Raw genomic sequence first — 24,413 nt, 5'->3', positions numbered from 1 at the left:
GGCGTCAGGCCTCGGCACATGCCTTGATGGCGGCGAGGGTCTCTTCCATTCCGGCTTCGAGCAGTTCCGTGAACGCTTGCTGTCCGCCGAGGTGCGACTCGGTCAGTTCGAGCGAAACCTGCGATATTCCGTCGGGCGTTTCGCGCCGTTGCGTGAGCACGGTGGCGCCGGCGCCGTCGGCACTGATCGAGAACGACCAGATCGCGTAGTTCTCGGCGATGCGGAAGGCGATCTCTTTCTCTGGCTCGTACCGCACCACCTCGCCGTGCGTGATCCACTCAAGCTCGCCGTGGCGGTTGAGGTTGGTGAACGTGGAGCCCAGCCGGATCTCACCGTCGGTATCGCGCAATTTCACCGATACCACCTGCGGACTCCACTCCGGCATGCGTCGGATGTCTCGAATGATGTTCCACACCACGGCCGGTGGCGTATCGACGATGATCCGACGCTCCAGCAGAGCCTTGAACGCGGTGGCCATTACCCCTCCATTCAATACGACCGATCGGTCGCATATTGGTTGAGGCTGACGGTACGCGACCCGCCCGCACTACGTCCAGGGGTGGCTAGGGTGAGCTGATGACCGCTCTGTCTGCCGCCGACGGACGGCGGGCGCGCGGTGACGCCACCCGCCGGCTGGTTGCGCGTACCGCCGCAGACATCGCCACCACACACGGCCTGGACGCAATCACCGTCGGTGGCCTGTCCGCGTCGACCGGGGTGAGCAAGAGCGGAATCCTCACGGTTTTCGGCAACCGGGAGGCGATCCAGCTGGCCGCAGTGGCCGAGGCGCGCCAGGTCTACATCGACGTCGTCATCCGTCCGGCACTGAGCTGCCGGCCCGGAGCCGCGCGGCTCGGCGCCCTGCTCGATTCGTGGGTGGCCTACCTGCGTGCCGAGGTGTTCCCCGGCGGTTGCTTCGTGACGGCGACATCGGTCGAGTTCGGGCATCGCACCGGGCCCGTGGCCGACGCGGTGCGAAACCTCAAGCGGGAGTGGCTCGACCTGCTGGAAAACGAGTTCTCCGCGGCGGGCTCACCCGATCCGGCGGAAGACGCCTTCCGGGTCGACGCCTACCTGTGCGCGGGCAACACACGCCGCGAGCTGTTCGGCACCGATGCCGGACTGGAGTGGGCACGCGCACTGGCGGGCGGCGTCGTCCAGCGCCACCGCACCTGATCAACCCGCCGCGGTGATGCCGCCCCGCGAAAGACAACAGCCCCCGATCAGTCATCGGGGGCTGTTGGCAGAAAAAGCTAGACCGAGGCCTTCAGGTCGTCGACCTTGTTCAGCTGCTCCCAGGGCAGCTCGATGTCGGTCCGCCCGAAGTGGCCGTACGCCGCGGTCTGGGCATAGATCGGCCGCAGCAGGTCCAGGTCGCGGATGATCGCGCCGGGGCGCAGATCGAACACGCTGCTGATGGCCTTCTCGATGCGGGCCGGGTCGACGGTCTCGGTGCCGAACGTCTCGACGAACAGGCCGACCGGGGCGGCCTTGCCGATCGCGTAGGCCACCTGGACCTCGACGCGTTCGGCCAGGCCGGCAGCGACGACGTTCTTGGCCACCCAGCGCATCGCGTACGCGGCGGAACGGTCCACCTTTGACGGATCCTTGCCGGAGAAGGCGCCGCCGCCGTGGCGGGCCCAGCCGCCGTAGGTGTCGACGATGATCTTGCGGCCGGTCAGGCCGGCGTCACCCATCGGACCGCCGAGTACGAACTTGCCGGTCGGGTTGACCAAGAGACGGAAATCGGAGGTGTCCAGCGTCTCGTGGTTGAGATCGGCCAGCACGGTGTTGACGACCTTCTCCCGGATGTCCGGGGTCAGGGTGCCGTCGAGGTCGATGCCGTCGGCATGCTGCGTGGACAGCACGACGGTGTCCAGCCGGACCGGTGTCTTGCCGTCGTAGGCGATGGTGACCTGGGTCTTGCCGTCCGGGCGCAGGTAATCGAGCACACCGTTCTTGCGGACCTCGGTCAGCCGCCGCGACAGCCGGTGGGCCAGCGCGATGGGCAGCGGCATCAACTCTGGGGTGTCGCCGATGGCGTACCCGAACATCAGCCCCTGGTCACCGGCGCCCTGGGCGTCCAGCGGATCGCCGGCCCCTTCGACGCGCGCCTCGTGGGCGGTGTCCACGCCCTGGGCGATGTCGGGCGACTGCGCGCCGATGGCGATGTTCACGCCGCACGAGGCGCCGTCGAAGCCCTTGGTCGACGAGTCGTAGCCGATCTCCAGGATGCGGTCGCGCACGATCTTCGGAATGTCGGCGTAGGCCGAGGTGGTGACCTCACCGGCGACGTGCACCTGGCCGGTGGTCACCAGGGTTTCCACCGCGACCCGCGACTTGGGATCCTGCTCCAGCAGCGCGTCGAGCACCGAGTCGCTGATCGCGTCACAGATCTTGTCGGGATGTCCTTCGGTTACCGACTCACTGGTAAACAGGCGACCTTGGCTCACGGTCTGCTTCCTTCCTTGCTGATCTGAAAAGTTCTTCAGTCCAAAACTACTTAGTTAGGCGAATAATATCTAGGTCCTGTTGCACCCAAGCGCGTGGGACGCGATTGCGCAACCCTTGTCCACATCTTGATGCGTACGTACGTCGGATCAGCCGTCGGGCTTGCCCAGAAACGCCGCGATCGAGTCCACGATACGGGTGGCCATCAGAGTCTTCGAACCGTGCTCTAGCGCAACCTCGGCCCCGTCGGCACTCAGCAACCAGCCGTCGTTGTGGTCAACTTCGAACGCGCGGTTCTCCCCCACTGCGTTGACCACGAGCAGATCGCAGCCCTTGCGTTGCAGCTTGGCCCTGGCATGGAACAGCACATCACCGTTGGCGTCCCCGGTCTCGGCAGCGAAGCCGACGATGGCACGCATGTTGGGCAACTGGCCCTCGGCACGGGCCCGAACCGCCCCGGCCAGCACGTCGTCGTTGCGGACGAGCTCGATGGAGCTGGGCTCGGACGCGCCGCCCTTCTTCATCTTGGCGGTCGCCACCTGTGCGGGGCGGAAGTCGGCGACGGCAGCGGCCATCACCAGGACATTGGACTCGGGGGCGTACTTGGTCACCGCATCACGCAATTGGGCGGCCGAACCGATGTGCACGACATCGACACCGGCCGGGTCGATCAGACCCGCGGTGTTACCCGCTATCAGCGTCACGTCGGCCCCACGCTGGGCCAGAACCCGGGCCACGGCATATCCCTGCTTGCCGGAGCTGCGGTTGCCGATGAAACGCACCGGATCCAGAGGTTCGCGGGTACCGCCGGCGGTCACGAGCGCCTTGACCCCGGCCAGGTCGTAGGTCAGCGCGTCGCCTCGCTCCAGCAGCAGCTGTGCAAACGTCACGATTTCTTCGGCCTCGGGCAGCCGCCCCGCGCCGGTGTCGGCCCCTGTGAGCCGTCCGGATGCCGGTTCCAGTACCACGACGCCCCGCCGCCGCAATGTGGCCACATTGTCGACGGTGGCCGGGTGAAACCACATCTCGGTGTGCATGGCCGGAGCGAACAGCACCGGACATCGCGCCGTCAGCAGCGTGGCGGTCAACAGGTCGTCAGCCCGGCCGGCCACCGCGCGGGCCAGCAAGTCGGCGGTGGCAGGCGCGACAACCACGAGATCGGCTTCCTGGCCGATCCGCACGTGCGGGACCTCGTGCACGTCGGTGAACACACCGGTGTGCACGGGATTGCCCGACAGGGCTTCAAACGTGGCCGCTCCGACGAAGCGCAAAGCCGACTCAGTGGGCAGTACGCGTACCGAGTGGCCCGCCTCGGTGAGTTGGCGGACTAGGGTGCACGCCTTGTACGCGGCAATGCCGCCGGCCACCCCGACGACGATTCGCTTACCCGCGCTCACGTCCCGGCCCTGGCCTGGCTACTCGCCGCCCTCGGTGTGCTCGAGCAGATCCTCGTGAATCTCCCGCATCGCAATGGACAGCGGCTTCTCCTGCAGACCGGGCTCGACCAGAGGGCCGACGTACTCAAGAATGCCGTCGCCGAGCTGGTTGTAGTAATCGTTGATCTGGCGCGCCCGCTTGGCGGCGTAGATCACCAACGCGTACTTGCTCGACGCGCGGTCCAGCAACTCGTCGATGGGCGGGTTGGTGATGCCCAGCGGCGTGTCGTAGGCGCCGGCGGCGGACGAATCGATGTCGTCCGCAGCGGCCAGCTGCGCATCGGCGTGCGGGGTGCTCACGAAAAAGTCTCCTGGCGGTTGCGTGAATGCGGTTACTGAACAGCGTGCTGGTGGCTCGCGGATCCGATCGCGTCGGTCCCGGCACGATGAGTCATCGGCTGTCCACCAGCAAGGATACCAATTCAGCGCATGCGGTATCCAACTGGCGGTTCACCACAACCTGGTCAAAGTCAGACTTCGCGGCCATTTCGGCCCGCGCTGTCTCCAATCGCCGGGCCATCACCTCGGCTGTCTCGGTGCCCCGACCGGACAATCGGCTGACCAGTTCGTCCCAGCTCGGCGGTGCCAGGAACACCGATATCACCTCGGGCATGGCCTGCTTGACGGCCCGCGCCCCGGCCAGGTCAACCTCGATCAGAACCGGGCGGCCGGCCCGGGTGGCCTCGCGCACAGGCTGGGCCGGCGTTCCGGAGCGGTGCAATCCGCCGTGGATCTCGGCCCATTCGAGCAGCTCGCCGTCATCGATCAGCTTCTGGAATCGGTCCGCGGACACGAACGTGTAGTCGACACCGTCGACCTCTCCCGGCCGCGGTGCCCTGGTCGTGACCGAGACCGAGAAATACAAGTCGGGAAGCCGCTCCCGCAGACAGCGGACCACGGTGGACTTCCCGACAGCGGAGGGACCGGACAACACGACGACCGGAGCCGTCGTTGTACGTTGTCCGGCCCCTCTACCAGCGCTCAATGGGGGCGTCTCTACTGGTCGAACTTCTCCAGGAGGGCCTTGCGCTGGCGATCACCGAGGCCGCGCAGACGGCGGGTCGGGGCGATCTCCAGCTCGGTCATGATCTCCTGCGCCTTGACCTTGCCGACCTTGGGCAGGGCCTCCAGCAGCGCGGAAACCTTCATCTTGCCCAAGACCTCATCGGTCTCGGCGTCGGTGAGCACCTGCTTGAGGTTGGTGCCGCCGCGCTTGAGTCGATCTTTGAGCTCGGCTCGCGCTCGACGTGCGGCGGCAGCCTTCTCCAACGCTGCCGCGCGCTGTTCGTCGGTCAACTGGGGAAGGGCCACGGGTTCCTCCGTCTCCTGGCGATTCTTCTTCGGCCATCTCTTGTTTTTTACGGCTGGAGTGCAAACCAGCCAGCGACGACGAACCTACCCACGCTGGCTGACGAAAGCGAACGCCACCCCCTGGTTACGACGCTAAAAGCCCAGCGTGTAGTGCGCGCACGCGACAACCGGTTCGCACCCGAAAACGCCATCCAGCATCGTCGGCACGCCCCCATCGGGCCGGATATTCCTGCAAGTCAATGGTTTTCGGGTGGCCCCCAGCTAACTACTCATACGTCGAGCACCGGTTCGGCCGTACCCACACCTGGTTACCGCCGGGTATTCGAGAAAATTTTCGCTGGTCATGGCGTGTCGGGCGTGTCGGAAGCCGTGACGCGCACGTCAGGCGCGTGCGGCTGACGGTGCCCAGCCCACGCCTAATTGCCACAAAGCGATTACACAGCTTGGCTAAATAGCCTCCGCCGGTCGGGTATCCGTGACCCCCGAAGGGAAGCTGGACATGAACTTCAAGCGTTTGACCTGCGCTTCTGCTCTCTCCATAGCGCTCGGCACGGGCGCTCTGGCCGCGGGAGCCGGCACGGCAGCGGCCCAGCCGGGCCCACCGTGTGGCTTCGGCAACTGCCAGGGGCCCGGTGGACCCGGGCCGGGAGGACCAGGTGGACCCGGTCGTCCCGGTGGCTCAGGAGGCGCAGGAGGGCCCGAACGTGGCCATGGTGGGCCTGGTGGTGGTCCTGACGGGCCCGGCTGGCCGGGCGGACCGGGCGGACCGGGTGGGCCAGGGCCGGGGCGCCCGGGTGACCGAGGTCCAGGCGGACCAGATGACCATGGCCGGCACTGGGGCCCGCCGCCCCCGGAGCTGGCCTGGCGCGGCATGGACCAAGGCCGGTTCGACCACCAGCCGTTCAACTACAACGGCAGCTGGGTGACACCCATTTTCGATCCGGGCTACAACGCGTGGGGTTTCTGGTTCTTCGGTATCTGGATCCCGCTGTGACCGGCTGCACCGCAACCGATCTGACCGCGAGCTGACCAAACCACCTGTGCTCGGCCGCTTCTCGGCCCGGTCGTCGCCTGCCACGACTGGGTCGCGATTGAGCGCGACCGCGACCCTGGTGTGGAAATCGGCCCAGGGCACGACGAAACGGCCCTAGACGCCCAGCTGGGCGACGTCAGGCGAGATATGCGACTTCGTCGCGCAAGCGCTCGGCGGCCGCACGCAGATCAGCCACCGCAGGCCCGGCCCGCAACACCTCACGCGACACCGTTGGCAGCACCAGCCGGGCACCGCCGAAGTCGCCGAGTGCATCGGCACGTCCGCCCTGGGCGCCGACTCCGGGCACCAACACCGGGCCGCAGAGCGCACTGAGATCGGGCAGGTCGGTCACCGTCGCCCCGACCACCACACCGACCGAACCGGTCGGCTCACCGGCCGCCTGGTTCACTGCGGCCACCTCATCGACGACGGACTGCGCCACGGTGCGCGGCCCGGCCATGGCACGCTGCACCGTCGCGCCCTCCGGGTTGGAGGTCGCTGCCAGCACGAACACCCCCCGGCCGTTTGCCGCGGCGACGTCCAGCAGGGGCTGCAGCGACCCGAAGCCCAGATACGGCGATGCGGTCACCGCGTCCGCCGCCAACGGTGAGTCACCGGCCCAGGCCGCGGCATAGGCGGCCATGGTCGAGCCGATGTCCCCGCGTTTGGCGTCGGCCAGCACCAGTACCCCGGCCTCCCGCAAGGCGGCCGTCGTGCGCTCCAGCACCGCGAAACCCGCTGACCCGTGCGCCTCGAAGAACGCCACCTGAGGCTTGACCATCGAGAACCCGGCGAATGCCGTCACGCAGATGTCGCTGAACGCGGCCAGCCCGTCGGCGTCGGTGGAAAGCCCCCAGGCCCGCAGCAGCTCGGGATGGGGATCGATGCCGGGACACAGCGGCCCCCGCTGCGACACCGCGTCGGTCAACCGCTTCCCGAAGGCGTCCATCGTCAGCGCGATTCCAGTTCGCTGTGCAGTTCCTGCAGTGACATCACGCCGATGTCACCGCGGATCCGTGCCTCGATGCCCTGCACCGCCGCGGAGGCGCCCTGCACCGTGGTCACACAGGGGATGTTCATCGACACTGCGGCCGAACGAATCTCGTAGCCGTCGACACGCGGCCCGGAATTTCCATAGGGCGTGTTGATCACCATGTCGACCTCGCCGGCCTTGATGACCTCGACCGCCGAGGGCCGGTCGCCGTCTCCACTGGGTTGCTCTGAGTGCTTGCGCACCTCGTCACAGGGAATTCCGTTGCGGCGCAACATCTCTGCGGTACCTTCGGTGGCCAGCACCCGGAATCCGAGATCGGCCAGGCGCTTGACCGGGAATACCAGCGAGCGCTTGTCACGGTTGGCCACCGACACGAAGACGGCGCCCTCGGCCGGCAGCGAACCGTAGGCCGCGGTCTGGCTCTTGGCGAACGCCGTGCCGAAGTCGTGGTCGATGCCCATCACCTCGCCGGTGGACTTCATCTCCGGTCCCAGCAGCGAGTCCACCTGGGCACCGTCGGCCCGGCGGAAGCGGTGGAACGGCAGAACGGCTTCCTTGACCGCCACCGGAGCGTTGCGGGCGATGGTGGCCCCGTCGCCGTCCTTGTTCAGCAGGCCTTCCGTGCGCAACTCGGCGATGGTGGCGCCCAGCATCACCCGGGCACAGGCCTTGGCCAGCGGCACCGCGGTGGCCTTGGAGACGAACGGCACCGTACGGCTGGCGCGCGGGTTGGCTTCCAGCACATAGAGCACGTCGTCCTTGAGCGCGTACTGGACGTTGAGCAAGCCGACCACACCGATGCCACGGGCGATGGACTCGGTGGCGCGACGCACCGCTTCGATGTCGCTGCGGCCCAAGGTCACCGGGGGCAACGCGCACGCGGAATCGCCGGAGTGGATACCGGCCTCCTCGATGTGCTCCATGATGCCGCCGATGTACACCTCGTTGCCGTCGCTCAGCGCGTCGACGTCGATCTCGATCGCGTCTTCGAGGAACCGGTCGACCAGCACCGGGTGTTCCGGGGACAGCTGGGTGGCGCGGGCGATGTAGCCCTCCAGGGTCGCTTCGTCGTAGACGATTTCCATGCCGCGACCGCCCAACACGTACGAGGGGCGAACCAGCACGGGGTAGCCGATGTCGGAGGCGATCCGCCGGGCCTGCTCGAAGCTGGTGGCGGTGCCGAACCGCGGCGCGGGCAGACCGGCGCTGACCAGAACCTCCCCGAAAAGCCCACGGTCCTCAGCGAGGTCGATGGCATCGGGACCGGTGCCCACGATCGGGACCCCGGCGTCTTCGAGGCGCTTGGCCAGGCCCAGCGGGGTCTGGCCGCCGAGCTGAACGATCACTCCGACGACGCCTGGCCCGGTCCCGTCCTCACCCTTGCCCGAGGCGTTCTCGGCGTAGTAGACCTCCAGCACGTCCTCGAAGGTGAGGGGCTCGAAGTACAACCGGTCGGCGGTGTCGTAGTCGGTCGACACCGTCTCGGGGTTGCAATTGACCATCACGGTTTCGAACCCGACCGCACTCAGTGTCGTCGCGGCATGCACACAGCTGTAGTCGAATTCGATGCCCTGCCCGATGCGGTTCGGCCCCGACCCCAGGATCAGCACCTTCGGCTTCTCGGTCTGCGGGGCCACCTCGGTCTCGGCGGCGGGATCGAGCTCGTAGCTGCTGTAGTGGTACGGCGTCTTGGCGTCGAACTCGGCGGCGCAGGTGTCGACGGTCTTGTACACCGGGTGGACACCGAGCCGGCGGCGCAGCGCGTGCACGCCAGACTCACCGGCCAATTCCGGTCGCAGCGCGGCGATCTGGCGATCAGAGAGCCCGCTGTGCTTGGCCCGCCGCAGCAGCTCGGCATCAAGGACCGGCGCTTCCAGCAGCTCGACGCGCAGTGCCACCAGGCCGGCGATCTGCTCGACGAACCAAGGGTCCACGCCGGAGGCCTCGGCCACCTGCTCGACACTGGCACCCAGACGCAACGCGTGCTCGATGTCGTAGAGCCGGCCGTCCACCGGCGTGCGCAGGCCGGTGAGCAACTGCTCGACCGTCACGTCCGGGTCCGGTCCCGTCCAGAACCCGGCCCGGGTGGTCTCCAGCGAGCGCATCACCTTGCCGAGGGCCTCGATGAAGTTGCGGCCCAACGACATCGCCTCACCGACCGACTTCATCGTGGTGGTCAGCGTGGCATCGGCACCCGGGAACTTCTCGAATGCGAACCGGGGGGCTTTGACCACCACGTAGTCGAGCGTGGGCTCGAAGCAGGCCGGGGTTTCCTTGGTGATGTCGTTGAGGATCTCGTCGAGCGTGTAGCCGATGGCCAGCTTGGCCGCGATCTTGGCGATCGGGAAGCCCGTGGCCTTCGACGCCAGCGCCGAGGACCGTGACACGCGCGGGTTCATCTCGATGACGATCAGCCGGCCGTCGCGCGGGTCGATCGCGAACTGGATGTTGCAGCCGCCGGTGTCCACCCCCACCTCGCGCAGGATCGCGATCCCCAGATCACGCATCTTCTGATATTCGCGGTCGGTCAGGGTCATCGCCGGCGCCACGGTCACCGAATCACCGGTGTGCACGCCCATCGGGTCGACGTTCTCGATCGAGCACACCACCACGACGTTGTCGCGGCCGTCGCGCATCAGCTCGAGCTCGTATTCCTTCCAGCCGTAGATGGATTCCTCGATGAGGACGTTCGCCGACGGCGACGCGGCCAGTCCGTCACCGGCCATCCGCTCGACGTCCTCGGTCGAGTAGGCCATGCCCGAACCCAGCCCGCCCATGGTGAACGACGGGCGAACCACCACGGGCAGGCCCAGGTCGGCGACGGTCTCACGGACCTCGTCCATGGTGAAACACACGCGGCTGCGGGCGGATTCACCGCCCACCTTCGCGACGATGTCCTTGAACTTCTGTCGGTCCTCGCCACGCTGGATGGCCTCGAAGTCGGCGCCGATGAGCTCGACCCCGTACTTCTCCAGCACACCGTTGTCGTGCAGGGCCACCGCGGTGTTCAGCGCGGTCTGGCCGCCCAGGGTGGCCAGCACGGCGTCGATCTTGTTGCCGCGCTCGGCCTGCTGGACGATGACCTTCTCGACGAACTCCCAGGTGATCGGCTCGACGTAGGTGTTGTCGGCATACTCGGGATCGGTCATGATCGTCGCCGGGTTCGAGTTGACCAGGCTGACCTGGATGCCCTCGGAACGCAGCACCCGGCAGGCCTGGGTGCCCGAGTAGTCGAATTCGCAGGCCTGGCCGATGACGATCGGGCCGGATCCGATCACCAGGACATGGTTGAGGTCAGAGCGACGTGGCATCTACTTCTCTCCTGCCATCAGGTCGACGAACTGGTCGAACAGGTATTCCGCGTCGTGTGGTCCGGCCGCGGCCTCCGGGTGGTACTGGACTGAGAACGCACGGCCGTCGGCCAACCGAATCCCTTCCACCACACCGTCATTGGCGCAGGTGTGACTGACCTCGGCTGTGCCGAACGGAGTGTCGAACCGCTCCCCCGCCTCGCCCTCCAGGGCGAAGCCGTGGTTCTGCGCGGTGATCGCCACCCGGCCGGTGACGTGGTCGATCACCGGGATGTTGATACCGCGGTGGCCGAACACCATCTTGTAGGTGGACCGGCCCAGCGCCCGCCCGAGGATCTGATTGCCGAAACAGATGCCGAACAACGGGATTCCCGCACCGAGCACTTCCCGGGTCACCGCGACGATGTGGTCTGCGGTGGCCGGATCGCCGGGACCGTTGGACAGGAACACCCCGTCGGGTTTCAGGTCGGCGATCTGGTCGAAGGTCGCCGACGACGGCAGCACGTGGCTGCGGATCCCGCGCCGGGCGAAGTTGCGCGGGGTGTTGGTCTTGATCCCCAGGTCCACCGCCGCGACCGTGAACCGGTGATCACCTTGGGGTTCCACGATGTAGGAGCCTGCAGTACTGACCTCACCCGCCAGATCCGCGCCCAGCATCGAGGGCTGGTCGAGCACCCGGGCCACCAACTCGTCTGTCGACGCCAATGCTTCTCCGGAGAACACCCCGGCCTTCATCGACCCGCGGGTACGCAGGTGGCGCACCACGGCACGGGTGTCGATTCCGGCGATGCCCACGATGCCCTGCCGCGCCAATTCGTCGTCGAGGGTTCCGCTGGCACGCCAGTTCGACGCGCGCGGGGACGGGTCGCGCACGGCATAGCCGGCCACCCAGATCTTGTCGTCGCGGCTTTCGCCGTCCTCGGCGTTCCAGCCGGTGTTACCGATCTGCGGCGCTGTGGCAACCACGATCTGACCGTGGTAGCTGGGATCGGTCAGGGTTTCCTGATAGCCGGACATGCCCGTGGAGAACACTGCCTCACCGAGGGTCTGGCCGACCGCACCGAATGTGGTGCCGGTGAAAACGCGCCCGTCTTCGAGTACCAGAACCGCCTTGTTTTTCGTGTTGTTCGTCATTTTTCTTCCTCCAGCCAGCGGTCGTACTCTGCGCGATTGTCAGCGCGGAATCCGGTGTCGATCTCGGTGCCCGAGGGCAGCCGCCACCTGATGGCCAGAATTCCGTCGTAAGTCAGTGCCTTGCCGGCGATTCCTCGTTCGGTCCGGATCGCGGTGACCGACCCGGCCGGAATCCAGATCGGCCCGGCACCGCTGCGTTGCATCATGATTCCCTCGGGATAGCGGGTGAGCACCGCTTTGGTCCGAAACCCCAGATCCCCGGCGGCCACCTTGTCATTCCAGTGCGGAACCACTGTGCTGCCGACATACATGCCCTTCATGGGCGGGATGCTCGCCGCGCTGACCGTGTCCGGCAGCGGTGGCAGGGTGCCGATCAGTTCGGCTTGCCGCTGCGCGCGATGCAGCCACCCGCGCATCATCTGCCGGATCAGGAACGCGATCAGCACTGCCAGCAGAGCGGCCAGCACCAGCGACGCGATCAGCGTGGGAGTGTTCACCGGACAGGTCTCGACTTCCCGTCGAGCGCGGTGATCCTGCCCCGCAGCAGAGTCGCGGTCACGGTGGCAGGCAGCGTCATCGATTCGAAAGGCGTGTTTTCCGAGCGGCTGGCCAGCTCGTCGCCTTCGACCGTCCAGGTCGCGTCGGGATCGATCACCGTGAGGTTGGCCGGCTCCCCCACTTCCAGCGGCCGGCCCTGGTCGGGCAGGCCGACGATGGCCGCGGGCGCCTCGCTCATCACTTTGGCAACACCGCGCCAGGTCAGCAGGCCGGGGCGCACCATGGTTTCGGCCACCACCGACAGTGCGGTTTGCAGACCGAGCATGCCCGGCCGGGCAACCGAGAATTCACAGCACTTCTCGTGCTCGGCGTGCGGCGCGTGGTCGGTGGCGACACAGTCGATGACTCCGTCGGCCAACGCCTGACGCAGCGCTTGCGCGTCACTGGCTTCCCGCAACGGCGGATTGACGCGGTTGCGTCCGTCGTAGCTGGCCAGCCTGCGATCGTCGAGCAGCAGATGGTGCGGGGTCACCTCGGCGGTGATCGAGATACCCTGCGCCTTGGCCCATTTGAGCAATTCCACGGTGCCGGCAGTGGAGGCGTGGCAGATGTGCACCCGGGCGCCGGCATCGCGGGCCAGGATCGCGTCACGAGCGACGATCGACTCTTCGGCCGAGCGAGGCCAGCCCGCGAGTCCGAGCTGGGCCGCGTTGGGCCCCTCATGGGCGACGGCGCCGACGGTCAGCCGCGGTTCTTCGGCGTGCTGGGCGATGAGAACCCCGAGGCCGGTGGCGTACTCCAGCGCCCGTCGCATGACCAGCGGATCGTGCACGCACAGGCCGTCGTCGGAGAACATCCGGACCTGGCCGACGCCGTCTGCCATCAGGCCCATCTCGGTGAGCTGCTTGCCTTCCAGGCCCACGGTCACCGCGCCGACCGGATGCACGTCCACCAGGCCGACCTGCTGACCGCGGTTCCACACGTGGTCGGTGACCACCGCGGAGTCGGCGACCGGGTCGGTGTTGGCCATCGCGAACACCGCGGTGTATCCACCCAGAGCCGCTGCCGCCGAACCGGTTTCGATGTCCTCGGCATATTCACGGCCCGGCTCGCGCAGGTGGGTGTGCAGGTCGACGAAGCCTGGCAGCAGCACCTGGCCGGTGGCGTCGATCACCTCGGCACCCTCGGGAGCCGTGAGGTCAGAACCGATCTCGGCGATCTGCCCGTCGGCGATCAACACGTCGAGCGCGTCGCCTTCACCGTAGAGACGGACGCCGCGGATCAGGATCGGCGGATTCGAGCCTGCGCTGTGTTTCGTCATACGCTGATCGCCTCCCGATCCGCGCCAACGAGCAGATGGAACAGCACGGCCATCCGCACGTGGACACCATTTGAAACCTGTTGCAGAACAGCTGATTGCGAGGAATCGGCCACTGGGAACGCGATCTCCATGCCGCGTAGCATCGGCCCCGGATGCAGCACCACGGCATGGCCGGGCAGCATGGCCTGACGCTTCTCCGACAGCCCGTAGCGCACCGAGTATTCGCGGGCGGACGGGAAGAACGCACCGTTCATCCGCTCGGCCTGAACGCGCAGCATCAGCACCGCATCGGCGGCGGGCAACTCGGCATCCAGGTCATGCGAAATCGTGACCGGCCACCCCGACACCCCAACGGGCAGCAGCGTGGGGGGCGCCACCAGCACCACCTCGGCGCCCAGGGTGGCCAGCAGCGAGACGTTCGACCTGGCTACCCGGCTGTGCAGCACGTCGCCGACGATCACCACCCGTTTGCCCTCGATGGAGCCGAGTCGCTGCCGGATGGTCAAGGCGTCGAGCAGGGCCTGGGTGGGGTGTTCATGGGTACCGTCGCCGGCGTTGATGACGCTGGGGCCCGCGCCGCCCTCCTCGGCGGTCCACTCCGCGAGCTGTTGTGCCGCCCCCGAGGCGGGGTGGCGGATGATGAGCGCATCGGCTCCGGCGGCGCGCAGGGTCAGCGCCGTGTCGCGCAGCGACTCCCCTTTGACCACCGAGGATCCCGACGAGCTGACGTTGATCACGTCGGCGCTCATCCACTTCCCCGCGACCTCGAACGACACCCGGGTGCGGGTGGAGTTCTCGTAGAACATGGTGATGACGGTGCGGCCGCGCAGCGTGGGCAGCTTCTTGACCTCGCGGCCCAGCAGCGCCTCGCGGAACCGGTCGGCATCGTCGAGGATCGCCGTCGCGTCATCACGGGTGAGATCCGCAGCTGACAGGAGATGACGTGTCGTCATTTCGAAATCACCACTCCGTCACGGTCGTCGTCCTCGGACAAGAGCACATGAACGCTTTCGGTGCGTGAGGTCGGCACGTTCTTTCCGACGTAATCGGCGCGGACCGGAAGCTCACGATGCCCACGGTCGACCAGCACGGCCAGTTGCACCACCCGCGGGCGGCCGATGTCGCGCAGCGCGTCCAGCGCCGAGCGGACCGAGCGTCCCGAGTACAGGACATCGTCGACGAGGATCACCACCGCGTCGTCGATGCCGCCGGGTGGGATCGACGTGGCCGCCAGCGGTCGCGGCGGCTTGAAGTTGAGGTCATCGCGGTAGAGCGTGATGTCCAGCGCTCCGACCGGCAACGCCACATCCGCGAACTCGTTGATCTTGGCGGCCAAGCGCTTGGCGAGTGTCACACCGCGGGTCGGGATGCCCAGAAGGACGACCCGCTCGCGCTCGGCAGGATCGTCCAGCGCGGTCTTCTCGATGATCTGATGGGCGATCCGAGAGATGGTGCGGCCGACATCGGCCGCGGACAACAATTCCCGGTCGGTACCTGAAGAGCCCATGAGGCGACTCTGACCTCCTTCTCCGCCTCTCTGGACGGATCGTTAAAGGACGTCGAACTGCCAGGCAGCTTAGCAGGCCGCAAACCTGCGGCCTGCCACAGTCACCGCGCAGAGGCACTCACGACGGCGTCCAATTCGGTTCCCTTTGTCTCCGGCAGCAGCACGGTCGAGATGATGCTGACAACGACGAACACCGCCATCATCGCCCCAACGGCCCAGCTCCCCAGCGTGGCCACCAGAATTCCGGCGACCAACGGCGGAACCGCCCCGCCGACGATGCCGGCCAGATTGAACGACAGACCCGCGCCGGTGTAGCGATAGCGGGTGGCGAAGATCTCAGGCAGAAAGGACCCGATGGGTCCGTAGGACAGGCCGAAGATGCAGAAGATACCGGCGATCGCCAACGCGAAGGCCACCGGCGATCCGGTATCGATCATCGGCATCACCAGGAACGCCCACGGCAACGCGAGTGCGAAGCCGGCGAGAATGACACGCCGCCTGCCGTACCGGTCGCACAACACGGCCGAGATCGCCGAGAAGGCCATCAAGGCGACACCGGCGAGCACACCCACGCCGAGGATCAGGCTGCGCGGATGCCCGATGCGGGTGCTGGCGTAGCTCATCAGATAGGTGCCGCCGAGGAAGCTCATCGTGAAGATGCCCACCATGCAGCCCGCGGCGAGCGCCACCTGGCGGGTCTGGGTGCGGAACAGTTCACTCAGCGGCGCCTTGGGCACGCCACCGGCCACCTGCTCGCGGACGAAGACGGGCGTCTCGTCGATGCTCAGCCGAACATAGAGCGCCACGACCAGCAGTACCGCACTGAACAGGAACGGCAACCGCCAGGCCCATTCCAGAAAGACCGCGCTCTTCTCGCCGATGGTCAGGCTGACGATGAAGACCACGAGATTGCTCACGGCAAGCCCGGCGCCGGCACCGAGCTGGGTGAACATCCCGTACATGCCGCGCTTGCCGACGGGCGCGTACTCGGCGCTCAGCAGTGCCGATCCAGCCCATTCCCCACCGACGGCGAAGCCCTGCAGCAACCGCAGGATCAGGAGGATGATCGGCGCGGCGACGCCGATGGCCGCCGCGCTGGGCACCATTCCGACGCAGACGGTCGACAGACCCATGATCAACAACGTCGCGATGAGGGTTTTCTTGCGTCCCAGTCGATCTCCGAAGTGCCCGAACACCGCGGCTCCGATCGGACGGGACAAGAACGCGACCGCGAACGTGCCGAGCGAGGAGACGGTCGCCATCGTGGGACCCATGTTCGGGAAGAACACGTGGGGAAAGATCAGGGCTGCGGCGGTGCCGTAGATGTAGAAGTCGTAGAACTCGATCGCCGTGCCGACGAAGCTGGCGAACGCCACGCGCCGCATGGGGTTGGGCGCGTGGCTCGGCTCGCCCGCGACCTGTTCCTGCTGGGTCATCTGTCTCTTCTCACGCCGTGAATTTCGCCAGAGAAGTATCACCCACCCAACGGATCAGGCCATCTCGAATCCGTGATAGCCGGCGACGGCCACCCCGTCACCGATCTGTTTGTAGATGCCGACCCCGGCGACGAAAGGCAGGAACACCCGCCTCTTGCCCGGCACGTTGGCACCCATGTACCACGACGCCGCTTGCGGCAGAAGGGTCAGATCGGCCGTGTCGTTGGTGATGTTGACCCAGTTGTCCTCGGCGTCGGGGGCCGCCTCCATGCGGTGCAGCCCCTCTTCGCGCAAGTGCAGCAGCGCCGCGCTGATCCACTCGACGTGGTACTCGATCGAGGTGAGCATGTTGGACAGCACCGAGGGGCTCTGCGGCCCGGTGACGGTGAACAGGTTCGGGAAACCGGCCGACATCAATCCCAGATAGGTCCGCGGCCCGTCGGCCCACTTGTCGCGCAGCCCGCGGCTGACGCCGTGGTGGTCGACGGCACGGATGTCGATCGCGTTCAACGCGCCGGTCATCGCGTCGAACCCGGTGGCCAGCACGATCACATCGAATTCGTGCTCGGTTTCCCCGGCGAGGATGCCGCGCGCGGTGATCCGGTGCAGCGGTTGCTCGTTGAGATCGACCAGCGTCACGTTCTCCTGGTTGTAGACCTCGTAGTACCCGGTGTCGACGCAGAGCCGCTTCGCGGCGATCGGGTAGCTGCGCGGGGTCAGCTTCTCGGCAAGCTCGGGATCGCTGACCTTCCGCCGGATCCGGTCCCGAACGTATTCGGCGGCGGTCTCGTTGGCTTCCGGATCGAGCAGCAGGTCGTAGAACGACTGCTGGAAACACAGTCCACCGTCGTCCCAGCGCCTGGACAGCTCGGCACGGCTGGCGTCGCCGTCAAGGTCGCCGAAGAACGGCGGCAGATCGGCACCTTCGCCACACTGCGCGCCGCCCCGCGTCAGCCGACTGATCTCCCGGAACTGCGGGTAGTGTCGTTTGACCTCGGCCAACTCATCGTCGATCGGACGGTTCTGGGCGGGAACCGCGTACGGCGGGGTGCGCTGGAACACCGTCAGCGCCGCGACCACCGGTGCGATTGCGGTAATCGTCTGTACGCCAGACGAACCCGTTCCCACAACGGCTACCCGCTTGCCGGTCAGATCCACTGCTTGCGTGGGCCAGTCCCACGTCCACAGCACGTCACCGGCGAAGTCGTCGAGCCCCTCGAACGAGGGCACCAGCGGCTTGGACAGGCATCCGGTCGCCGCGATCACGAAGTTCGCCGTGACACGGTCACCGGACTCGGTGGTGACGGTCCACTCGGTGGTGGCGTCGTCGAAGTCCATTGCGACCACCCGGGTATCGAAGTCGATATCGCGGCGGAGGTGGTAGCGGTCGGCGACATGCTTGGCGTAGGCCAGCAATTCGGGTTGAGCGGCGTAGCGTTCGGTCCAGTTCCACGACTGCTGCAGATCGGAGTCGAACGAGTAGGAGTATTCGATCGATTCGATGTCACAACGGGCGCCCGGATAGCGGTTCCAGTACCAGGTACCGCCCACCTCCGGGCCGGCCTCCAGGATGCGCGCGTCGAATCCGAGTTCGCGCAACTTGTAGAGCTGGTAGAGGCCGGCGAACCCGGCTCCGATGATGACCACATCATGGTCGGCCACCGCTCAGACCGCCTTTCGATTGCGTCGATGGGTATCGATGAACGCACCGATGTGATTGGCAACCAACGAGATTCCGGTGTGGTACCCGGGCAGGATGTTGGCCATCTGGAAGTACCCGTGCATCTGGCCCGCTGCCTCCTCGAGCGTCACGCTCACCCCGGCCTCCGCCAATGCCCCGGCATAGGCGACACCCTCGTCGTGAAGGGGGTCGTACTCGGCGACATAGACCAACGCGGGTGGCAACCCCGCCAGGCTGGGCGCCCGCAACGGGGAGGCGTCCGGATCGGTCCGCGCGGCGCAGTCGGGAAGATAGTGCCCCCAGAACCAGATCATGGTGTCCCGGCTCAGCATCAGCTGATTTTCGGGCGCCACGTACGACGGTCGATCGAAGTCGCAGTCGGTGACCGGGTAGATCAGGGCCTGGTAGTCGATCCGCGGCCCTTGCCGGTCGCGCGCCCACCGCGCCATCACCGCCGCGATGTTGCCCCCGGCACTGTCCCCCGCCACGATCAGCGGGACCTCAGGCGCCGCGAATTCTGCGGAATGCGCTGCCGCCCAGAGCAACCCGGCCCAACTGTCCTGCAATGCAGTCGGGAACCGATGCTCGGGTGCCTTGCGATAGTTCACCAGGACCACAGTGGAGCTGGTGAGGTTCGCCAGGTGCCGCCCGAGATGGTCGTACTGCAGATCGATGTCCCCGATCACCCAACCGCCCCCGTGGAAGTACACGATCACCGAACGGGATTCGCCTTCGGGGACCAGAACGCGAATCCGGAAGGTTCCGCCGTCCTGCGCCTCGAGTTTGTGGTTGTGCACCGCGGCCACCTCGGGTCCGCGCCCGCTCATGCCGGCGAAGATCGGTCCGGCCATCCGCGCCATCGCAGGCGTGCCTTCGTGCATCGGTGGATCGCGCGTCTCGGCAAGTTGTGCCAGCAGCGCCTGGGTCACCGGATCCAGCGGCATGATGTGGTCTCCTTCCGCCCTCAGCTCACCGCTGAATCGACTTGATCTCGAGGAATTCCTCGAGCCCGTACACACCGGCTTCGCGCCCGTTTCCGGATTGTTTGTATCCGCCGAAGGGTGCGTTGGCGTTGAAGGCGCCCGCATTGACCTGCACTTGGCCGGCCCGGATACGGCGCGCGACCTTCTCGGCCCGCTCGGTTGAGGAAGACCAGACCGCCCCGGCCAGACCGTAATCCGTGGCGTTGGCGATCCGGACGGCATCGTCGTCGGAGTCGTAGGCTTCGATCGCGAGAACAGGCCCGAAGACCTCCTCCCGGTGGATCGTCATGTCCTCGGTGACATCGGAGAACACCGTCGGCCGCACGAAGGCACCGGGCGCGTCGGTTTCGGTGTCCCCGCCGGTGACCAGACGCGCTCCTTCGGCCACCGCCGTACGGATGTAGCCGAACACCCGCTCTTGTTGTGCCCGCGACGACAGCGGGCCCAGCGCGGTCCCTTCATCGGTGGGGTCGCCCACCGGCAACGCGTCAGCTGTCGCCTTCGCGAGTGCCTCCACCTCGGCCAGCTTGGCGCGCGGCACGATCATGCGGGTCAGTGCCGAACAGGTCTGCCCGGAGTTGAGCATCATGGTCTTGACCGATGCGGGTACCACCGTTTCCAGGTCGGCGTCGTCGAGGACGATGTTCGGGCTCTTGCCTCCGAGCTCTAGCGAGACTCGCTTGACGGTGCGGGCAGCGACCTCCTGCACGCGCCGGCCGGCTCGTGTGGACCCGGTGAAACTGACGATGTCGACGTCGTCGTGGCCGGCGATCGCCTCTCCGACATCCGGACCGGTGCCGAACACCAGGTTGAATACCCCTGGGGGAAGGCCGATCTCGTCAATGATCTGGGCCAGACCCAGCGCACACAGCGGCGTGACCTCGCTGGGCTTGACGACGACGGTGTTCCCGGCGGCCAGACCGTAGGCCACCTTCAGCGCGATCTGGTGCAGCGGATAGTTCCAGGGCGTGATGGCGCCCAGCACACCGAAGGGCTCCCGCACGATCGTCGAGCCCCGGTACTCGCTCTCGAACTCGTACCCGCGCACGATGTTGGCGGCCTCGGCGAAGCTGTTGAGCGGTAACCCGAGCTGGATCGCCCGGGAAATCGAGATGGGACAACCCATTTCGGCAGAGATGGTGCGGGCCAGGTCCTCGGAGCGCTCGGCCAGCTTGCCGGCGATCGCGGTGAGGTAGTCGGCCCGTTCGCCGGGCGGCGTCGCCGACCATGCTGGGAAGGCGGCCCGGGCCGAAGCGACGGCGGCGTCGACATCGGCGGCGGTGCCCGCCACCACCTCGGCGATCACTTCGTCGTTCGCCGGATTGATGACGGGTATGCGCGTGGTTCCGCTGGAAACCGCCCACTTGCCATTCACGTAATTGCAGTCTTGGTTCTGCATTGTTGCCCCCTTGTCGGTTTCAGTAGTCGGCGTCTGAGTAGACGACCAGACCGCGAAGGTTCTTGCCGTCGAACATGTCCCGGTAGCCTTGATTGATGTCTTCCAGGCGATACCGGGTGGAGACGAGCTCGTCGAGCTTGAGATTCCCGGAGCGGTAGAGATCGAGCAGCTTGGGGATCTGGTTGCGGGGGCCGACGCCGCCGAATACCGCGCCTTGGACCCGCTTCTGCAGCAAAGTCAGCTCGAACAGGTTGAGGTCGACGGTCGACTGGGTGAAATCGCCCATGCCGGTGACGATCACCTGGCCGCCCTTGCCGGTCAGGCTCAACGCCTGCTGAATGTGTTCGCCCTTGATCTCACCGACGGTGATGATCGAGACCTGGGCCAACTTTCCCCACGTGAGGTCGGGCAGTTCGGCCGCAGCGTCCGCCACGGAGGCGAAGGTGTGGGTGGCACCGAATTCCAGCGCCTTCTTCCGCTTGAAGTCGACCGGGTCTATCGCCACGACGAAGCGCGCACCCGCGAACTTGGCCCCTTGCACGGCGTTGATGCCGACGCCGCCGATACCGATCACCACGACCGTGTCACCCGGGCGGGTGTCACCGATCTCGGTCGCCGAGCCCCAACCGGTGGAGACACCGCAACCCAGCAGGGCGGCCACCTCCAGCGGTATGTCCTTCTCGATCTTGACGACTGACGCCTGACTCACGGTGACGTACGGCGCGAAGGTACCGAGCAGGCACATCTGGATGACCGGTTGACCGTCGCGGGTCACCCGATACGTCTTGTCGGAAACCGCCTGTCCGGTCAGCAGGCCGGCCCCCTCGTCGCAGAGGTTCTGCAACCCGGTGGCACACGACGGGCAGGTGCCGCAGGCCGGGATGAACGCCAGGACCACGTGATCGCCCTCGGCCAGGCCGGTCACCCCGGGCCCGACCTTGGTGATGACGCCCGCCCCCTCGTGCCCGCCGAGAACCGGCATGAACGGCACCGGACTGCTGCCCGCGACGACGTGCGCATCGGAGTGGCACAGACCCGATGCGGCCAGTTTCACCTGGACCTCGCCGGCAGTGGGGTCCCCGAGGTCGACCTCACAGATCCTCCAGGGCGCGCCGATCTCCTCGACGACGGCAGCCTTCACTTTCACCAGAGCCTCTCCTCGCGTGTCAACAGACACAGTTCGGGTTGAACTGAGATGTGCATCACTATGCGGAAACCGTAGGGCTGGCGCCTGCCGTTGGACAGGACCGTCCCGGCCACAACTCAACATTTCCGGCCACTTCGGCGGGCTCGGGACTCGTTGACCGGCCTGAGCAAGTCGGCAAAACTGACCGTCATGATGTCCGCCCACCCTGAAACCGCAGTTCAGGGACCGCTGCCCGGCTCCCCGGTGCTGCAGTCGACCAACCGGGTCATAGCGGCCATGACCGACCCCTGGGACCACCCGCGTACGGCTGTTTCGGTAGCGATCATGTGTGAGTGGGCAGCGGCGCACGGCGTCCCGGCCGACTCGTTGCTGGCCGGTTCGCATCTCGACGTCAGCTCACTGACCGACGTCGACACCGTCGTGGAGGCCAGCCAGGAACTCGCGGTGATCCGCAACCTGGCTGCCCTGACCGGCAATCGTCCCGGGCTGGGAGTGCAGTTGGGCAACCACTACCACCTGACCGCGTACGGCTATCTGGGCTATCTCCTGGCCGCCTCGGCGAGTGTGCGCGACACCGTCCACCGAGGTCTCTACTACGCCATGCTGACCTTCGCCTTCTCGACGATGACGGCCCGGATCGACGACGACCACTACGTTCTGGCATTCGAAGCAGATGACATGCCCGAGGGCATCCGACGGTTGGTGATCGAACGGGATCTGACCGCGGTGATGCAGATCCAGCGCGACACCTTCCCCGACTTCGACGCGGTACCGTTGCGCGAGGTCCGGTTCGCCTTCCCGGCGCCGTCTGCGGAGGCCGGCGTCGATGTCTACCGAGACTACTTCCGCGTCCCGGTGAGCTTCGGATGTCGTCGCAACGAAATCGTCTATGACGCCGTCTATCTCGACCTCGTGCCACCGATGGCGAACGCGCACACCACCGACCTGATGGTCGCCCACTGCGACCGCATCCGCGCCGAACGACTGCACCACACCGGCGTCGCCGCCCAGGTGCGGGCACATCTGCTGGATCAGTCCTCGCTCGATCTCACGTTGGAAGACGTTGCGCAGCATTTGCACTACGCGCCACGGACCTTGCGACGGCACCTCGAACGCGAAGGCACGGCCTACCGCGCGGTACTCGACGAGGTACGCCGCAGCGTCGCCGACAATCTCCTGCGCGAGCGCACCATCCCGCACTACGAGATCGCCCGCCGGCTCGGGTATCAGGACTGGTCGAGTGTGGTCAGGGCACGCCGCCGCTGGCGCCGTGGATGACACCGGGAGGCAGCGCCGGCCCGAAAGCCTCCGCTGGATAGGCTGGGCGGGATGAACCTCGACGGCAATCAGACGTCCATACGTGAGGCGATCGACGCCGGGCTGTTGGCCGGTGCGGTCACGCTGGTGTGGCAGGCGGGCGAAGTGCTCCAGGTCAACACACTGGGCCACCGCGACGTCGACGCCGGGTTACCGATGCAGCGAGACACCATTTTCCGGATCGCCTCCATGACGAAGCCGGTCACCGTCGCCGCGGCGATGGCGCTGGTCGAAGAAGGCAAGCTCGCGCTGGACGAGCCGGTGACCAAATGGCTGCCAGAGTTGGCCGACATGCGCGTGCTGCGCGAGGCGCGTGGCCCGCTGGACCGCACCGAACCCGCGCGGCGCCCCATCACCTTCGACGATCTGATGACCCACCGCAGCGGGCTGGCGTATATGTTCTCGGTCCTTGGCCCGCTGGCATCGGCATACGGCAAGCTGTCGCTGCGTCAAGATCACGACCGCTGGCTGGCGGAGGTGGCCGCGCTGCCGCTGGCACATCAACCCGGAGAGCGCCTCACCTACAGCCACTCCACCGATGTGCTGGGTATCGCGTTGTCCCGCATCGAAGGCAAGCCACTGTCGAAGGTCCTCGCCGAGCGGATCTTCGAGCCGCTGGGCATGGCCGACACCGGGTTCTCGGTCGACGCGGCCGGACGGCGACGCGCGGCCACGATGTACCAGCTGACCGACGACAACAAGCTGACCCACGACGTGATGGGGCCGGCCCCGATCACCGATCCCCCGTTCTGCACGGGTGGCGCAGGGTTGTTCTCCACTGCCGACGATTACCTCAAGTTCGTCCGAATGTTGTTGGGCGGCGGCTCAGTCGACGGCGTACGAGTGCTCTCCGAAGAATCGGTTCGGTTGATGCGCACCGACCGGCTCACCCCCGAACAGAAGCAGTACCCGTTCCTCGGTGCACCGTTCTGGGTCGGCCGTGGGTTCGGGTTGAATCTGTCAGTCGTGACGGATCCGGCGAAATCACGACAGCTGTTCGGCCCGGGTGGGCTGGGCACTTTCAGTTGGCCCGGCGCCTACGGCACCTGGTGGCAGGCCGACCCCTCGGCAGATCTCATCCTGCTCTACCTCATCCAGAACCACCCGAATCTGGGCGTCGATGCCGCCGCCATCAGTGGCAACACCTCGCTGGCGAAACTGCAGACGGCACAACCCCGATTCGTGCGACGCACGTACCAGGCGCTGGAACTCTAGCTCTGGGCCGGCAGGGCAGCCGCCAGTTTGGCCTCGGCGATGCGGTAGAAACCGTCGAGTGCAGATTCCTCGACGCTGAGATATTCGCTCACCACTTCTCGGGGCACCCCGGCATCGCGCAAGCGCAACGCCAGCGAATACGGCAATGGCAGTGCCCGCAGCGCCTGTTCGCGTATCTCGCCCTCATCGGCCATGCGTTCCAGGATGCGACGGTCCAGCCGGACCGGAGCGAGTAACCC

The 24,413-nt window shown here is 66.7% G+C and carries 23 protein-coding genes; 4 read left to right on the top strand and 19 right to left on the bottom strand.

Annotated features, from left to right (window positions below; genetic code table 11):
- Positions 1–4: 4 nt before the first annotated feature.
- Positions 5–478: an SRPBCC family protein gene (locus tag BKG60_RS11000; protein WP_070185588.1), complete on the bottom strand. Its 474-nt coding sequence runs from the start codon at positions 476–478 to the stop codon at positions 5–7.
- Between the two features lie 98 nt (positions 479–576).
- On the opposite strand from BKG60_RS11000, the gene BKG60_RS10995 reads away from it, so the two are divergent.
- Positions 577–1,176, top strand: a complete 600-nt coding sequence (locus tag BKG60_RS10995) for a TetR/AcrR family transcriptional regulator (RefSeq protein ID WP_070943654.1) — start codon at positions 577–579, stop codon at positions 1,174–1,176.
- 77 nt (positions 1,177–1,253) lie between these two features.
- Here the strand turns inward: BKG60_RS10995 and metK are convergent, their stop codons facing one another.
- The 5 genes from metK to mihF form a co-directional block, all read right to left on the bottom strand.
- A complete protein-coding gene (metK, locus tag BKG60_RS10990) occupies positions 1,254–2,453 on the bottom strand; it encodes a methionine adenosyltransferase (RefSeq protein ID WP_070185590.1) in 1,200 nt (399 codons plus the stop codon).
- Positions 2,454–2,600: 147 nt separating this feature from the next.
- On the bottom strand, positions 2,601–3,848 hold the full coding sequence (gene coaBC / locus BKG60_RS10985; RefSeq protein ID WP_070943653.1) for a bifunctional phosphopantothenoylcysteine decarboxylase/phosphopantothenate--cysteine ligase CoaBC: 1,248 nt from the start codon (positions 3,846–3,848) through the stop codon (positions 2,601–2,603).
- An 18-nt stretch (positions 3,849–3,866) separates the two neighbouring features.
- Positions 3,867–4,187, bottom strand: a complete 321-nt coding sequence (rpoZ, locus tag BKG60_RS10980) for a DNA-directed RNA polymerase subunit omega (protein ID WP_019348031.1) — start codon at positions 4,185–4,187, stop codon at positions 3,867–3,869.
- Between the two features lie 91 nt (positions 4,188–4,278).
- Entirely contained in the window at positions 4,279–4,872 is a 594-nt protein-coding gene (gmk, locus tag BKG60_RS10975) for a guanylate kinase (protein ID WP_070185592.1), read from the bottom strand.
- An 11-nt stretch (positions 4,873–4,883) separates the two neighbouring features.
- On the bottom strand, positions 4,884–5,198 hold the full coding sequence (mihF, locus tag BKG60_RS10970; RefSeq protein ID WP_003880790.1) for an integration host factor, actinobacterial type: 315 nt from the start codon (positions 5,196–5,198) through the stop codon (positions 4,884–4,886).
- A 499-nt stretch (positions 5,199–5,697) separates the two neighbouring features.
- Here mihF and BKG60_RS32185 point away from each other — a divergent pair, with 499 nt between their 5' ends.
- The gene (locus BKG60_RS32185) at positions 5,698–6,192 is read left to right on the top strand and encodes a hypothetical protein (protein WP_075909640.1); all 495 of its coding nucleotides are present in this window, start codon (positions 5,698–5,700) and stop codon (positions 6,190–6,192) included.
- 175 nt (positions 6,193–6,367) lie between these two features.
- On the opposite strand, the gene pyrF is transcribed toward BKG60_RS32185, so the two are convergent.
- From pyrF to BKG60_RS10905, 12 genes are all read right to left on the bottom strand, one after another.
- Positions 6,368–7,180, bottom strand: a complete 813-nt coding sequence (gene pyrF, locus BKG60_RS10960) for an orotidine-5'-phosphate decarboxylase (protein ID WP_070185594.1) — start codon at positions 7,178–7,180, stop codon at positions 6,368–6,370.
- A 2-nt stretch (positions 7,181–7,182) separates the two neighbouring features.
- Positions 7,183–10,536 carry a carbamoyl-phosphate synthase large subunit gene (carB, locus tag BKG60_RS10955; RefSeq protein ID WP_070943651.1) on the bottom strand — a complete coding sequence of 1,118 codons (3,354 nt, stop codon included), beginning with the start codon at positions 10,534–10,536 and terminating at the stop codon, positions 7,183–7,185.
- Entirely contained in the window at positions 10,537–11,670 is a 1,134-nt protein-coding gene (gene carA / locus BKG60_RS10950; RefSeq protein ID WP_070943650.1) for a glutamine-hydrolyzing carbamoyl-phosphate synthase small subunit, read from the bottom strand.
- Positions 11,667–12,167, bottom strand: coding sequence for a PH-like domain-containing protein (locus BKG60_RS10945; RefSeq protein ID WP_070943649.1), 501 nt, complete (start codon positions 12,165–12,167; stop codon positions 11,667–11,669). Before BKG60_RS10945 ends, carA begins: the two co-directional genes overlap by 4 nt.
- A complete protein-coding gene (locus tag BKG60_RS10940) occupies positions 12,164–13,489 on the bottom strand; it encodes a dihydroorotase (RefSeq protein WP_070943648.1) in 1,326 nt (441 codons plus the stop codon). The genes BKG60_RS10945 and BKG60_RS10940 overlap by 4 nt, the downstream gene beginning before the upstream one ends.
- Entirely contained in the window at positions 13,486–14,442 is a 957-nt protein-coding gene (locus BKG60_RS10935) for an aspartate carbamoyltransferase catalytic subunit (protein ID WP_070187431.1), read from the bottom strand. Before BKG60_RS10935 ends, BKG60_RS10940 begins: the two co-directional genes overlap by 4 nt.
- Entirely contained in the window at positions 14,439–14,996 is a 558-nt protein-coding gene (pyrR, locus tag BKG60_RS10930; RefSeq protein WP_070187432.1) for a bifunctional pyr operon transcriptional regulator/uracil phosphoribosyltransferase PyrR, read from the bottom strand. Before pyrR ends, BKG60_RS10935 begins: the two co-directional genes overlap by 4 nt.
- 101 nt (positions 14,997–15,097) lie before the next feature.
- Positions 15,098–16,432, bottom strand: a complete 1,335-nt coding sequence (locus BKG60_RS10925; protein ID WP_070943647.1) for an MFS transporter — start codon at positions 16,430–16,432, stop codon at positions 15,098–15,100.
- 54 nt (positions 16,433–16,486) lie between these two features.
- Positions 16,487–18,094, bottom strand: a complete 1,608-nt coding sequence (locus BKG60_RS10920) for a flavin-containing monooxygenase (protein ID WP_070943646.1) — start codon at positions 18,092–18,094, stop codon at positions 16,487–16,489.
- A 3-nt stretch (positions 18,095–18,097) separates the two neighbouring features.
- Positions 18,098–19,057 carry an alpha/beta hydrolase gene (locus BKG60_RS10915; RefSeq protein ID WP_070943645.1) on the bottom strand — a complete coding sequence of 320 codons (960 nt, stop codon included), beginning with the start codon at positions 19,055–19,057 and terminating at the stop codon, positions 18,098–18,100.
- Between the two features lie 25 nt (positions 19,058–19,082).
- The gene (locus BKG60_RS10910) at positions 19,083–20,495 is read right to left on the bottom strand and encodes an aldehyde dehydrogenase family protein (RefSeq protein ID WP_070943644.1); all 1,413 of its coding nucleotides are present in this window, start codon (positions 20,493–20,495) and stop codon (positions 19,083–19,085) included.
- A gap of 19 nt (positions 20,496–20,514) precedes the next feature.
- Entirely contained in the window at positions 20,515–21,642 is a 1,128-nt protein-coding gene (locus BKG60_RS10905) for an NDMA-dependent alcohol dehydrogenase (protein ID WP_070943643.1), read from the bottom strand.
- Between the two features lie 189 nt (positions 21,643–21,831).
- Between BKG60_RS10905 and BKG60_RS10900 the strand changes: the two genes are divergently transcribed.
- Positions 21,832–22,920 carry an AraC family transcriptional regulator gene (locus BKG60_RS10900; RefSeq protein WP_070943740.1) on the top strand — a complete coding sequence of 363 codons (1,089 nt, stop codon included), beginning with the start codon at positions 21,832–21,834 and terminating at the stop codon, positions 22,918–22,920.
- A gap of 51 nt (positions 22,921–22,971) precedes the next feature.
- Positions 22,972–24,174, top strand: coding sequence for a serine hydrolase domain-containing protein (locus BKG60_RS10895; protein WP_070943642.1), 1,203 nt, complete (start codon positions 22,972–22,974; stop codon positions 24,172–24,174).
- On the opposite strand, the gene BKG60_RS10890 is transcribed toward BKG60_RS10895, so the two are convergent.
- Complete coding sequence (locus BKG60_RS10890) at positions 24,171–24,368, bottom strand: hypothetical protein (RefSeq protein ID WP_070943641.1); 198 nt, start codon at positions 24,366–24,368, stop codon at positions 24,171–24,173. The genes BKG60_RS10895 and BKG60_RS10890 overlap by 4 nt on opposite strands.
- Positions 24,369–24,413 lie beyond the last annotated feature (45 nt).

This window comes from Mycobacterium syngnathidarum (genome assembly GCF_001942625.1).
GTDB lineage: Bacteria > Actinomycetota > Actinomycetes > Mycobacteriales > Mycobacteriaceae > Mycobacterium > Mycobacterium syngnathidarum.
The sequence above is the reverse complement of the archived record's forward strand: the minus strand, read 5'-3'. Positions and strand labels throughout refer to the sequence as shown.

What these genes read in the sequence shown, in the direction of transcription:
- BKG60_RS10895 (WP_070943642.1), top strand. Translation starts at nt 22,972, where the DNA reads ATGAACCTCGACGGCAATCAGACGTCCATACGTGAGGCGATCGACGCC.
- pyrF (WP_070185594.1), bottom strand. Translation starts at nt 7,180, where the DNA reads ATGGACGCCTTCGGGAAGCGGTTGACCGACGCGGTGTCGCAGCGGGGG.
- BKG60_RS10935 (WP_070187431.1), bottom strand. Translation starts at nt 14,442, where the DNA reads ATGACGACACGTCATCTCCTGTCAGCTGCGGATCTCACCCGTGATGAC.
- carA (WP_070943650.1), bottom strand. Translation starts at nt 11,670, where the DNA reads ATGACGAACAACACGAAAAACAAGGCGGTTCTGGTACTCGAAGACGGG.
- BKG60_RS10910 (WP_070943644.1), bottom strand. Translation starts at nt 20,495, where the DNA reads ATGCAGAACCAAGACTGCAATTACGTGAATGGCAAGTGGGCGGTTTCC.
- BKG60_RS10915 (WP_070943645.1), bottom strand. Translation starts at nt 19,057, where the DNA reads ATGCCGCTGGATCCGGTGACCCAGGCGCTGCTGGCACAACTTGCCGAG.
- carB (WP_070943651.1), bottom strand. Translation starts at nt 10,536, where the DNA reads ATGCCACGTCGCTCTGACCTCAACCATGTCCTGGTGATCGGATCCGGC.
- BKG60_RS10890 (WP_070943641.1), bottom strand. Translation starts at nt 24,368, where the DNA reads ATGGCCGATGAGGGCGAGATACGCGAACAGGCGCTGCGGGCACTGCCA.
- BKG60_RS32185 (WP_075909640.1), top strand. Translation starts at nt 5,698, where the DNA reads ATGAACTTCAAGCGTTTGACCTGCGCTTCTGCTCTCTCCATAGCGCTC.
- BKG60_RS11000 (WP_070185588.1), bottom strand. Translation starts at nt 478, where the DNA reads ATGGCCACCGCGTTCAAGGCTCTGCTGGAGCGTCGGATCATCGTCGAT.
- pyrR (WP_070187432.1), bottom strand. Translation starts at nt 14,996, where the DNA reads ATGGGCTCTTCAGGTACCGACCGGGAATTGTTGTCCGCGGCCGATGTC.
- BKG60_RS10940 (WP_070943648.1), bottom strand. Translation starts at nt 13,489, where the DNA reads ATGACGAAACACAGCGCAGGCTCGAATCCGCCGATCCTGATCCGCGGC.
- BKG60_RS10900 (WP_070943740.1), top strand. Translation starts at nt 21,832, where the DNA reads ATGATGTCCGCCCACCCTGAAACCGCAGTTCAGGGACCGCTGCCCGGC.
- BKG60_RS10925 (WP_070943647.1), bottom strand. Translation starts at nt 16,432, where the DNA reads ATGACCCAGCAGGAACAGGTCGCGGGCGAGCCGAGCCACGCGCCCAAC.
- BKG60_RS10995 (WP_070943654.1), top strand. Translation starts at nt 577, where the DNA reads ATGACCGCTCTGTCTGCCGCCGACGGACGGCGGGCGCGCGGTGACGCC.